The organism is Flavobacterium sp. B167r (assembly GCF_056824315.1).
The window spans coordinates 1,786,116-1,798,799 of the sequence record NZ_CP124859.1 but is presented as its reverse complement, the minus strand read 5'-3'; the positions used below and the strand labels follow the sequence as shown (position 1 = coordinate 1,798,799).

Genomic DNA, 12,684 nt, shown 5'->3' with positions numbered 1-12,684 from the left:
CAGTCTTAAAATAACTCTCCCTGATTATTAGTATTCACTTTCCCCAGATGTTTATATGCTTTATCTGTAACCTCTCTTCCACGGGGTGTTCTCATTATAAATCCTTCTTGAATTAAAAAGGGTTCGTATACTTCTTCTACTGTTTCGCTACTTTCGCTAACTGCCGTTGCCAAAGTTGATAGTCCAACTGGTCCTCCTTTAAATTTATTGATAATGGTCAGCAATATTTTGTTGTCCATTTCATCCAAACCATGAGCATCCACATTTAATGCTTTTAAGGCATATCTTGAAATTTCTATATCAATTCTTCCATTTCCTTTAATTTGCGCAAAATCACGAACTCGTCTTAATAACGCATTTGCTATACGAGGAGTTCCACGACTTCTTCCCGCAATTTCTATTGCTGCTTCCAAATCAATAGGCATTTTTAATATAGACGCACTTCTTTCTACAATAGTAGTTAAAAGTTCAGTAGTGTAATATTGTAAGCGTGAAGATATTCCAAAACGAGCACGCATAGGAGCCGTCAACAATCCTGATCGCGTAGTAGCTCCAATCAAAGTAAAAGGATTCAAATTGATTTGTACAGTTCTCGCATTCGGTCCCGATTCAATCATAATATCAATCTTGAAATCTTCCATTGCTGAATATAAATATTCTTCAACAACCGGACTCAGTCGATGAATTTCATCAATGAATAAAACATCACGTTCATCCAAATTAGTAAGTAAACCAGCCAAATCTCCAGGTTTGTCCAATACAGGTCCTGAAGTAATTTTTATCCCAACTTCAAGCTCATTGGCTAATATATTTGCCAATGTAGTTTTACCAAGACCGGGAGGTCCGTGAAAAAGAGCATGATCAAGTGCCTCGCCACGCTGATTCGCAGCGGCAACAAAAACTTTTAAGTTTTCCAAAACTTGATCTTGGCCCGCAAAATCATCAAATGACAGTGGACGTAATTTTTTTTCAAGATCTAATTCTTCTGAGTTATATCCTTTAGTAGTAGGATCAAGATTTTCATTCATCCTACAAAGATATAGAAAGTAATTAGTTTGTAAAATAGTAAAACTGAACGTTTAAAACTTTAACTAAACAAAAAAAGACTATCATTTCTGATAGTCTTTTGATATTTCTAGTGGTGTAGAACTTCTTCACCTTCTTTCATTGGTACATTTTGAGGAACAAAATCTACATCATGATTTGGGTTACTATAGTCATACGGCCAACGATATACATGAGGAATTTCTCCTGGCCAGTTACCGTGGATATGCTCAACTGGAGTAGTCCACTCTAAAGTTGTAGATCTCCATGGGTTTTGAACTGCTTTCTTACCGTAGAAAATACTACTAAAGAAGTTGTATAAAAATACTAATTGGAACGCACCTCCTACAAGAGCAAATGTTGTAATTAAAACATTCACATTTTGTAAATCATCAAATAATGGGAAGTTTGTATTTGTATAATAACGTCTTGGTAAACCAGCTAATCCGATAAAGTGCATTGGGAAGAAAACTCCGTAAGCACAAACTGCTGTAATCCAAAAGTGAATATAACCTAAGTTTTTATTCAACATTCTTCCGTACATTTTAGGGAACCAGTGGTAGATACCAGCAAACATTCCGTAAAGTGCAGAGATACCCATTACTAAGTGAAAGTGAGCAATTACGAAGTAAGTATCGTGAACGTTAATATCTAGAGTACTATCTCCTAAAATGATTCCTGTTAAACCTCCAGTGATGAAAGTAGAAACCATTCCGATAGAGAATAACATTGCAGGGTTAAACTGTAAGTTACCTTTCCATAAAGTTGTAATCCAGTTAAATGCTTTTACAGCCGATGGAATTGCAATCAATAATGTTGTAAATGTAAATACAGACCCTAAGAAAGGATTCATGCCTGAAATAAACATGTGGTGACCCCAAACGATTGTAGATAAGAACGCAATTGCAAGAACTGACATAATCATCGCTCTGTAACCAAAGATTGGTTTACGAGAGTTAGTAGCCATAATTTCAGATACAAGACCCATTGCAGGCAAGATTACGATGTAAACCTCAGGGTGTCCTAAGAACCAGAATAAGTGCTCAAACAATACTGGAGATCCTCCTTGGTAATGTAAAACTTCACCAGCTATATAAATATCAGATAAGAAGAATGAAGTACCAAAACTTCTATCAAAAATCAATAATAAAGCTGCAGATAATAAAACTGGAAACGAGATAACACCAATAATAGCTGTTACGAAGAACGTCCAGATTGTAAGAGGAAGTCTAGTCATAGACATTCCTTTAGTTCTTAAGTTAAGTACAGTAACGATGTAATTTAAAGATCCCATCAAAGAAGATGCGATGAAAATAGCCATAGATACTAACCATAATGTCATACCTGTTCCTGATCCTGGAATTGCTTGTGGCAATGCACTTAAAGGAGGGTAAATTGTCCAACCTGCAGATGCTGGTCCAGCTTCAACAAATAAAGAACATAACATTATAACAGCTGATAAGAAAAATAACCAGTATGAAATCATATTCATGAATCCAGAAGCCATATCTCTTGCTCCAATTTGAAGTGGAATAAGTAAATTACTAAAAGTTCCACTCAAACCAGCCGTCAGTACAAAGAATACCATAATGGTACCGTGAATTGTAACTAAAGCTAGATAAATATCATTTGCCATTACACCATCAGGTGCAAATTTATCTCCTAATAAAACATTGAATATCTTGAAAGACTCTTCTGGCCACGCTAATTGCATTCTGAAAAGCAAGGACATTGCAATACCAATGATCCCCATAATAATACCAGTAATCAAGTATTGCTTAGCAATCATTTTATGATCAATACTAAAAATATATTTAGTAATGAACGTATCTTTATGATGATGTTCGTGCTCGTGATCGTGTCCGTGATCGTGATCGTGCGCTTCTGCTGACATATATGTGTACTTTAAATTTTCTTAATAATATTATTTCATTGCAACTTTAGCTACAGCTGCCTTTACAGTATCAACTACCGCCTTAACGGTATCAATAACTTTAGAAGCACTATCACCTGCTGGTGCAGTTCCTTCAGCTGGTTTCTCAGAAGCTTTTGCAGTAGCAATGTCTTGAGCTAAAGTAGTCTTTTCACTTAACCATTTTTTATAATCTTCTGGAGTATCAACCACAACTTTCATTTGCATGTTATAGTGAGAAGCTCCACAGATTTTATTACATAATAATAAATAATCAAATGTATAAGGATCTAAAGCTGTGCCTCCTTTTGCAACTAACTCAACACTTTTTTCAGCTCTAAGCTTGTTGATGTTTGCAACTTTTTCAACCATAAAAGGTAACTCTCTGTATTCAGAAGTAGTATAAGTTGGAACAAAAGCAAATTCAGTAACCATACCAGGAACACAGTTCATTTGTGCTCTAAAATGAGGAAAATAAGCTGAGTGTAATACGTCTTGAGAACGCATTTTAAAGTGAACTTTTTTCCCTTTAGGAATATGCAATTCAGAAACTACGATATCATCTTGAGAGTTTTTATCTGACATATCAACACCTAAAGTATTAATACCCTCAATTAAACGTACGTTAGCTTTTCCTAAAACATTATCTTGTCCAGCATATCTTGCTGTCCATTTAAACTGTTGAGCGTATAATTCGATTTCAATTACATCTTCATCTTTGTCAACGAACATAATGTTATTCCAAGCATATAATCCATAAAGAATTAAACAAGCCAAAACAACCGATGGAATAATACTCCAGATCGCTTCTAATTTATTACTATCAGCAAAAAACAATGCTTTTTTATCCTTATTACCTCTATTCTTAAAAGAAAACCAGTATAATAAACCTTGTGTAATAAATTGAACTAGGAAAATTAAAACCCAAGTGATATTCATTAAATTGTCTACTAAAAGTCCATGCTCTGATGCAGGAGTATGTAAAGCTAATCCACCCCATTTTAATAGACCGTAGATAGTGAATATATAAATGAAAGCTAAAAAGCCAAACATAATATATCCTTGAATGTTATTATCATTATCAGACGCAACCTGAGAATCGTTCGAAGAAGCACCAACCTGAGTAAGATCAAATATCTTCGTCAATTGCCATAATGCAACTGCTAATAAAACTACAACTATAATTACCAACAAACTTGTCATCTGTTTACTTCTTTAAATATTAATAATGAAAATGTTTACTTTCTTCGATGAAAGGATTTCTTTTTGCAAGCAAAGGAGATTTAGTTAATGCAGTAAATACAACAAATATAAATAAACCTAAGAAGAAAAGAATCGATGCAATTTCAGGAACTCCAATAAACCATTTGTCTCCTACAGTACCTGGCATAATCATATTAAAGAAATCAACATAATGACCTAGTAATATCACAACACCAGCCATAACAATAATCCAGTTAAGACGTTTGAAATCTGTGTTGATTAATATTAATAGTGGAAAAACAAAGTTCATAACAACCGCTCCAAAGAAAGGAAGGTTATATAACTGAATTCTTGTTATAAAATAAGTAACCTCTTCAGGGATATTAGCATACCAGATCAACATGAACTGAGAGAACCATAAATAAGTCCAAAAAATACTAATACCAAACATAAATTTTGCTAAATCGTGGATATGGCTAGTATTTACATACTCTAAATATCCTTTAGATTTTAGGTAAACAGTTACCAATGCGATAGATGTAATACCACTTACAAAGAAAGAAGCAAATACATACCATCCGAATAGTGTACTGAACCAATGAGGATCAAAAGACATAATCCAGTCCCAAGACATAATAGATTCAGAAACAATAAAGAATACTAAGAATCCTGCAGAAGCTTTAAAGTTCTTTTTGTAGTAAAGATCATCATTAGCTTCGTCTTGAGCTAAACAGTTTTTTCTAGAATAATAACGGTATAAGTTCCATCCTAATAAAAAGATAGCCGCTCTTACAATCCAGAAAGGAAAGTTTAAATAACCCGATTTACCAGCAATAATAGCATCATAATTAGGGCTTTTAGGATCTGTTACACCTTCACCTAACCATACAAAAATATGATTGAAGTGCAATCCACATAAAACTAAGATTATGAAAAAGATGATAGAACCAGCTGGTAAGTAAGCTGTTATACCTTGCATAACTCTAAATAAAACTGGAGACCAACCTGCCTGAGCAACTTGTTGAATAGCATAGAAAGCTAAAACTCCCATAGAAAGCAGTAAAAAGAAAATACAAGCTACATATAAAGCAGACCAAGGCTTATTTTGCAATTGGTGCAATACATGTTCTAAATGTTTTTCGTGCTCATTTGCACCAGAAACTTCTGCATGCTCAGCTCCTTTATGAGAGTCATGTGCAACTTCAGCAGCTTCATGATGACCTGCTTCTTTGTGAGATGCCTCCGCTTTTTCTTCATGCGCCGCACCATGAGAACCATGTTCATCTGCAGCTAGTATTTTTTCAACTTCTTTAATATCTTTTGGTGCACTTAAAAAACCATACCCAATTCCTAATAGACCAACAGCCATTAAGATGATAGAAAAAGTTTTTAATTTACTTGAAAATGTATACATATCTATTACGATCAGTTTGTTCAACAATTATAATTGGCTTCTTAGTTTCAGAACATAGTCAGCAACTAACCAACGTTCGTGAGAACTTAATTGATTTGCATGTGAACCCATTGCATTTAAACCATAAGTCTCAACATGAAAGATGCTTCCTTCTGTGATTTCTCTGTCTTTATAGCTAGGTACTCCAAGAAATTTTTCTCTTTCAACCAATTTACCTTTACCATTACCAGTAGCACCATGGCAGCTGATACAGTAAATTTCAAAAAGCTCTTTACCTTTTCCAGAATTTTTTTCTTCTTCAGTCAAAGGTGATTTTAAATTAGATTTTGCTAATTCATAACCAGCAGTTGAATTTTCATATTCATAAGGTTCAAAACCTCTATTGATAGTTCCTGCAACAGGAAGCTGTCCTTCTTTTCCTCCCTTAAATATTTTTGCTTCTGAATATGGCTCGTAAGCTACAGACTCATACATATTTGGGAAATATTGATAGTTCGGTGCCGAATTATTGTGGCAAGATGAAACTAAAATAGTTATACCAACTAAAAGTGTTATTTTATATATCCTTTTCATAGCTACAATTAATTCTTTTCTATTACTTTAACTTCGACAGCCCCAGTCCCTTCAAAGAAAGAAACTAATTCAGCTTCGTTATCATTTACAGCGACCTCCATTAAAAAGTGGTCATCAGTTGTTCTAACATCAGGGTTTTCAGCTTCTTTAAAAGGCCATAATCTACTTCTCATATAAAAAGTAATTACCATTAAGTGAGCTGCAAAGAATACAGTCATCTCAAACATAATTGGCACAAAAGATGGCATATTTTGGATGAAACTAAAACTTGGTTTACCTCCAATATCCTGTGGCCAGTCATGAATCATGATGTACCCCATCATAGTTGTTGCAACAGAAATACCAACACATCCATATAAAAAAGCACATATCGCTAATCTTGTTGGTGCTAAACCCATGGCTTTATCCAATCCGTGAACTGGGAATGGAGTAAAAACCTCTTCAATATGATGATGAGCAGCTCTAGTTTTCTTTACTGCATTCATCAAAACGTCATCGTCATTATAAATGGCGTATATTACTTTATTACTCATGATGTGAATCTTTACTATTTGCTCTTTCTCTAATGTAATTATCTCCAGTACCTTTCAAAATTGTTTTAACCTCTGCCTGAGCAATTACAGGGAATGTTCTAGAGTATAATAAAAACAATACGAAGAAGAAACCAATTGTTCCAATGAAAATTCCAATATCAACAAATGTTGGTGAAAACATTGTCCAAGAAGATGGAAGGTAATCTCTATGTAAAGAAGTAACAATAATTACGAATCTTTCAAACCACATACCGATGTTTACAACAATCGAAATGATGAATGAGAACATGATACTTGTTCTTAGTTTTTTGAACCACATGAACTGAGGAGAGAACACGTTACATGTCATCATTGACCAATATGCCCACCAGTAAGGTCCAGTAGCTCTGTTTAAGAATGCATATTGCTCATACTCTACACCTGAATACCAAGCTACGAACAACTCAGTGATGTAAGCCACACCAACAATAGATCCAGTAATCATGATAATGATGTTCATTAACTCAATATGCTGTAATGTGATGTAAGCTTCAAGATTAGATACTTTTCTCATAACGATCAACAATGTATTTACCATCGCGAATCCTGAGAAAACTGCTCCAGCAACGAAGTATGGAGGGAAAATTGTTGTATGCCATCCTGGAATTACAGAAGTAGCAAAGTCCATAGATACAATCGTGTGTACAGAAAGTACAAGTGGAGTAGCTAAACCAGCTAATACTAAAGATACTTCCTCAAAACGTTGCCAATCTTTAGCTCTACCACTCCATCCGAAACTTAAGATAGAATAAACTCTTTTGTTAAAAGGAGTTATCGCTCTATCACGTAGCATTGCAAAGTCAGGCAATAAACCAGTCCACCAGAAAACTAATGATACTGAAAGGTACGTTGAAATCGCGAATACGTCCCAAAGTAATGGAGAGTTAAAGTTAACCCATAGAGATCCAAATTGGTTTGGAATAGGCAATACCCAGTATGCTAACCATGGACGACCCATGTGAATAATTGGAAATAAACCTGCTTGAACTACTGAGAAGATAGTCATAGCTTCTGCAGAACGGTTAATGGCCATTCTCCAACGTTGACGGAAAAGTAATAATACCGCAGAAATTAATGTTCCAGCGTGACCAATACCAACCCACCAAACGAAGTTAGTAATATCCCAAGCCCAGCCAACTGTTTTATTTAATCCCCATGTTCCGATACCGGTAGATACGGTGTAAATTATACAACCTAACCCCCAAAGGAAGGCTATTAATGCGATTGAAAATACAATCCACCATTGCTTGTTTGCAGGCCCCTCAACAGGTGCAGCTACATCTACAGTTACATCGTGATAAGATTTATCACCTATAACTAAAGGTTTTCTAATGGGTGCTTCGTAGTGAGACGACATAATCCTTTATATTGTTTCTTAATTAATAATTTTACTAAGTATTTCTAACTTTAACATGGTAAACCACATTAGGTTTTGTACCTACATGCTCTAGTAAGTGGTATGATCTTTCGTCAGCAGCTAATTTAGCAACTTTACTGTCTTTATCATTTACATCACCAAATATCATCGCTCCTGAAGAACAAGCACTTGAACAAGCTGTTTGGAATTCACCATCTCTAACTGGGCGACCTTCGTTTTTAGCTTTCAATTTAGTCGCTTGCGTCATTTGGATACACATAGAACATTTCTCCATAACACCACGAGAACGTACATTAACGTCTGGATTTAATACCATACGGCCCAAATCATCGTTCATATGATAATCGAACTCAGTGTTTTTGTTGTATAAGAACCAGTTAAAACGACGTACTTTATATGGACAGTTGTTAGCACAGTAACGAGTACCAACACATCTGTTGTAAGCCATATGGTTTTGACCTTCACGACCGTGAGAAGTTGCAGCAACTGGACAAACTGTTTCACATGGTGCGTGGTTACAGTGTTGACACATTACAGGTTGGAATGCAACTTGAGGATTATCTCCTGCTTTTTCCATTTCATTAAATGTAGATAATGAACTAGACAAACCAGCAATTCCTTCTTTTCTTTCATTATCACCTTCAAAAGTACTTTCAGAAGAATAATATCTATCTATACGTAACCAGTGCATATCACGACTTCTTCTTACCTCTGCTTTACCTACAACTGGAACGTTGTTTTCGGCGTGACAAGCGATAACGCAAGCTCCGCATCCAGTACAAGCATTTAAGTCAATTGAAAGGTTGAAGTGATGACCAGTTGTACGATCAAATGATTCCCAAAGATCCACGGTAGTAGCTTCAACTTCTTGGTGATCTAAAGATACCATTGGTTGTTCGTTCCAATGTTCAGCATCTTTAGTATTAAATATTTCTAAAGTTGTTTCTTTAATGATATCTCCTCTACCCATTAAAGTTTTCTGACCCTGAACACAAGCAAACTCATGAACTCCACCAGCTTTAACGATAGACACCGATTGAACATTATTGAAACCTTTATATAAAGCGTAAGCGTTTAAACCTACTTGCATTTCTTCTTTTAGAGCTGCTTTACGTCCGTATCCAAGAGCTAGACCTACAGTTCCTACTGCTTGTCCAGGCTGAACAATAACTGGAACATTCTCTAATTTAACTCCATCAACAGTAATAGTAGCATAACTACCGTTCAAACCTCCGTTCGCAACAATTTCGTTTGATAATCCAAGTTTTTTAGCATCTGCATTAGAAACTGTAACATAGTTATCCCAAGAAACTCTTGTGATTGGATCTGGAAACTCTTGCAACCAGGGGTTATTAGCATGTTGCCCATCACCTAATCCTGTTTTAGTATACAATACTAATTCAAAATCACCAGCAGCTTTAGATTTTGAAAGTGCATTTGCAGCAGTAGCTACATCAATAGCACCTCCAGATAATACTGAAGCTCCAAGAACAGCTACACCATCATGTAATACTTTATTCCAAGAAGCACCTGCAGTATAAGCTCCAGAATTTACTTTTAAGTAGTCATAAAAAGTACCTGCTGTACCATTTACCGACAATAAAACATCTTGAAATTGTTTAGTATTAAAGATAGGACGTATTGTAGGCTGAGTTAAGCTGTACGTTCCACTTGTAAGTTCAAGGTCTCCCCAAGATTCTAAGTAGTGAGGAGCTGGAGCAGCAATTGAAACAATTGATGCAGTTTCGTCTTCTTTTAATGAAAAAGCAACAGACGTTTTAACTTTTTTCAATCCAGATACAAAAGAAGCTGAATCAGCTAAAGTGTAAACAGGATTAACTCCACTCATAATTAAGGTATGAACACTTCCTGCATTCAAATCTTTAATTAACTGTGCAACTACAGCATTAGAACCTTTTCTAATTTGTCTAGCTCCAGCAGTATTAAAAGCTTCACTTGCCAATACTTGATTGATAGCCAAAACTAATAATTGAGCATTTTTATCTTCAATTCCAGATACCAAAACTCCTTTTGAACCAGCAGCTTTTAATTGCTGAGCAGCTTTTACTACTTCAGCTTTAAACTTACCATCCAAAGTAACAGGAACAGAAGCACCTACAACTATATTATATATTTGAACTAAAGCTTGTTTTTGATCAGCTCCAGTCATTGGAACACGCTTATCAGCAGCAGCTCCAGATAATGTCATATTTGATTCGAACTGGAAGTGACGAGACATTTTTCCATTTTGAGGAATACGTCCTTGCGCATATCCAGAATCATATCCTCCACCTTGCCAGTCTCCTAAGAAATCAGCACCAACAGATACGATTAAAGAAGATTTTGAAAAATCATAATCAACTAAAGCTCTTTGACCATAAACAGCTTCAAAAGCATCTAAAGCTTCTGATGATGAAACCGCGTCATATACAACATGCTTAGCATTTGGATTTTTTGCAATAAAATCGGCAATTAATTTCTCCGTAGAAGGACTTGCCAAAGTATTAGTCAACAATACTACTTGTCCACCTTTAGCTTTTGCATCTGCTAAACTTGATTTAATTTTTAAATCAACAGCTGACCAAGAAGAATCTTTACCATCTACTTTTGGCTCTTTTAAACGAGCGCTATCATACAATCCTAAGATAGATGCATGAATTCTAGCGTTCGCAGAAAATTTAGCACCCGCAATTGTATTGTTTTCAATTTTAATTGGACGACCCTCACGAGTTTTCACCAAAAGATTAGCAAAATCAAACCCATCAAAAACTGTAGTTGCATAATAATCTGCAACACCAGGAATGATTTGTTCTGGTTGTAACACATAAGGTATAGACTTGTGAACAGGACCTTCGCAAGCAGCTAACGTTACAGCCGCCGTACTAAACCCTACGTACTTTAAAAAGTCACGACGTGAAGTCCCAGATGTAGATAAAGCATCAGCGTTACCTAAAAACTCATCAGTAGGAATCTCTTCAACAAACTCGTTATTTCTAAGCGCCTCAACAATAGAGCTATTTTCTAGCTCTTCAACACTTTTCCAGTATTTTTTGTTTGATGACATTGTATATATATATTAAAATCTTAATAAATCGATTAATAGTGGCATTTACCACACTCTAAACCTCCCATTTGCGCTGCAGTTAATTTCTCTACACCGTATTTTTTAGAAAGTTCAGCATGAATTTTGTCATAGTAAGCATTACCTTCCATCTTAACATCAGTTTTTCTATGGCAATCAATACACCATCCCATTGTTAATTTAGAATATTGCTTCATGATTTCAAATTCCTGTACTGGACCGTGGCAAGTTTGACATTCAATACCAGCAACAGAAACGTGCTGAGAGTGATTGAAGTAAACAAAGTCAGGCAAGTTATGAATACGAACCCATTTTACAGGCTGTGTTTTTCCAGTGTAAGCTTGTTTAGTCTTATCCCATCCAACCGCATCATATAATTTTTGAATTTGAGCATCATAGAATGCCTTGCTGTATTCAGGAGTAGCAGTTGTTTCAGCAACTTCAGAAATATTTTTATGACAGTTCATACAAACATTTAATGAAGGAATACCAGCTGTTTTACTTACACGAGCAGCAGAGTGGCAATATTTACAATTGATTTCATTATCACCAGCGTGAATTTTATGAGAGTAGTGAATTGGCTGAATTGGCTCATAATTCTGATCTACACCTACTTGCATTAAGTATCCATAAACAAAATAACCACTAGCCAAAAGCAAGAAGATTGCAGTTACCAAAACCAAGAATTGATTTTTAGCGAAAGCTTTCCAAATTGGAACCCTTGCTTCTTTTGGAGCAACCTCAATACCGTTTTTGTTTGCAACTTTAGTCAAAACCTTGTTTACCATAAACAACATCACAACCAAAATAGCCATTACAAGAGCAAGAGCCCCTAAAATAATGTTATTTGAAATAGCACCTTCTTGAACATTTGTACCAGGAGGAGTTGCAGGACCCGCTGCACCTGGAGCAGGCTCAGCTTTTACTTCAGACGTATAAGCTATAATATTATCAATATCTCCTTCAGACAGCTGAGGAAACGAAGTCATAACTGCTTTGTTGTTTTCCTCAAAAAGTTTAACAGCAACAGGATCACCTGACTTAATCATGTCAGAACTGTTATGCACCCACTTGTAAATCCAAGCCATATCATGCTTAGAAGCAACCCCCCTTAAAGCAGGACCAGTTGATTTAGCATCTAATTTGTGACATGCAGCGCAATTTGCATTAAAAAGTTCCTTCCCTTTTACTGGATCACCGCCACCAGCAGCTGGAGCAGCAGCAGCCTCAGGCGCCGCCGGAGCAGCAGCATCTTGAGCAAATGAAGTTAGGGAGAAAATTAACGTTAGCGATAAGCCAAACAGCAATTTTCTTGAGATCGAATTATGGTTACCCACCTTTTTCATATAGTATAAATAATTGTCTACTAATTTTTGGTATGATTTTTTCTGTACTAAATCCAGTAAAAATCTACACCTTCTTTTAAAACTTGCACAAAAATACGACTTATGAACTATTCTCAAAACCTTAAAATAGTCTTAATTATCAATTTATATCAATTCTAAA

At 35.6% G+C, this 12,684-nt stretch carries 9 protein-coding genes; all 9 read right to left on the bottom strand.

All coding sequences use genetic code 11. The features are described from left to right. Nucleotides 1-5: 5 nt before the first annotated feature. A complete protein-coding gene (gene ruvB / locus QLQ96_RS08080) occupies nt 6-1,028 on the bottom strand; it encodes a Holliday junction branch migration DNA helicase RuvB (protein ID WP_482496166.1) in 1,023 nt (340 codons plus the stop codon). A 107-nt stretch (nt 1,029-1,135) separates the two neighbouring features. After that, complete coding sequence (locus tag QLQ96_RS08075; protein WP_194138723.1) at nt 1,136-2,938, bottom strand: cytochrome c oxidase subunit I; 1,803 nt, start codon at nt 2,936-2,938, stop codon at nt 1,136-1,138. 30 nt (nt 2,939-2,968) lie between these two features. Beyond that, nucleotides 2,969-4,159: a cytochrome c oxidase subunit II gene (locus QLQ96_RS08070; protein ID WP_482496164.1), complete on the bottom strand. Its 1,191-nt coding sequence runs from the start codon at nt 4,157-4,159 to the stop codon at nt 2,969-2,971. Between the two features lie 19 nt (nt 4,160-4,178). Continuing rightward, a complete protein-coding gene (locus QLQ96_RS08065) occupies nt 4,179-5,573 on the bottom strand; it encodes a quinol:cytochrome C oxidoreductase (protein ID WP_482496162.1) in 1,395 nt (464 codons plus the stop codon). A gap of 27 nt (nt 5,574-5,600) precedes the next feature. Next, a complete protein-coding gene (locus tag QLQ96_RS08060) occupies nt 5,601-6,146 on the bottom strand; it encodes a c-type cytochrome (RefSeq protein ID WP_482496160.1) in 546 nt (181 codons plus the stop codon). Between the two features lie 8 nt (nt 6,147-6,154). Next, nucleotides 6,155-6,679 carry a DUF3341 domain-containing protein gene (locus tag QLQ96_RS08055; RefSeq protein ID WP_008466841.1) on the bottom strand — a complete coding sequence of 175 codons (525 nt, stop codon included), beginning with the start codon at nt 6,677-6,679 and terminating at the stop codon, nt 6,155-6,157. Beyond that, nucleotides 6,672-8,075 (bottom strand): NrfD/PsrC family molybdoenzyme membrane anchor subunit, encoded by a 1,404-nt coding sequence (gene nrfD / locus QLQ96_RS08050; RefSeq protein ID WP_008466839.1) that lies wholly within the window; start codon nt 8,073-8,075, stop codon nt 6,672-6,674. The genes QLQ96_RS08055 and nrfD overlap by 8 nt, the downstream gene beginning before the upstream one ends. Nucleotides 8,076-8,109: 34 nt before the next feature. After that, nucleotides 8,110-11,160 carry a TAT-variant-translocated molybdopterin oxidoreductase gene (locus QLQ96_RS08045; RefSeq protein ID WP_482496157.1) on the bottom strand — a complete coding sequence of 1,017 codons (3,051 nt, stop codon included), beginning with the start codon at nt 11,158-11,160 and terminating at the stop codon, nt 8,110-8,112. A 32-nt stretch (nt 11,161-11,192) separates the two neighbouring features. After that, the gene (locus tag QLQ96_RS08040) at nt 11,193-12,524 is read right to left on the bottom strand and encodes a cytochrome c3 family protein (RefSeq protein ID WP_482496155.1); all 1,332 of its coding nucleotides are present in this window, start codon (nt 12,522-12,524) and stop codon (nt 11,193-11,195) included. Nucleotides 12,525-12,684 lie beyond the last annotated feature (160 nt).